Source organism: [Mycobacterium] manitobense (genome assembly GCF_025821665.1).
GTDB lineage: Bacteria > Actinomycetota > Actinomycetes > Mycobacteriales > Mycobacteriaceae > Mycobacterium > Mycobacterium arseniciresistens.
Map to the genome: position 1 here is coordinate 1 of NZ_JACKSJ010000045.1, position 516 is coordinate 516.

Sequence of the window (516 nt, forward strand, 5' to 3'; positions counted from 1 at the left end):
TAGTAGGTGATCAGCGCGGCCAGGTAGTTGGACTGGTCGTCGACGTACTTGTAGATGACCGCGATGACGAAGCCGGCCGCCCGGCTGCGCTGCTGCACACGATCGAGCCAGCCCAGCATCGCTTCCTCCCGCCCTCAGCGGCCCTGCCGCGGGCACGGGATACCCACAGCTGTCAGGACACGAACCTGCGGACCCGGTCGGCGTCGACGGGTGGCAGGTAGTCACCGATGAGTTCGCGGTGCCACCACGCCCGGTCGCCCAGCAGTTCTTTCCCGGTGGTGAACCGGTACTCGTACAGGAGCGCCCGCACGTGGGTGGGTGGTTGATCGGGAAACGGGTTGTGGCCCAACAGTTTCACGATGTCGCGGTTGTTCGAGAGCAACCCCTTCAGCAGCTGGCCGATCCAGGGCCGGGCGTAGGACGAGGACAGCGCCGCGAACCACATCAGCCAATCCAGGCGCAGGTGATAGGGAGCCCACTGCCGCGGCATCCGGGCGGGGTCCCCGGGCTTGCCCT

The 516-nt window shown here is 66.9% G+C and carries 2 pseudogenes; both read right to left on the bottom strand.

The window, feature by feature from the left end:
* Window positions 1-119, bottom strand: a pseudogene (locus H7I41_RS05915) (ribonuclease BN); the annotation flags it as partial.
* 53 nt (window positions 120-172) lie between these two features.
* Window positions 173-516 (bottom strand): annotated as a pseudogene (locus H7I41_RS05920) (lipase maturation factor family protein); the annotation flags it as partial.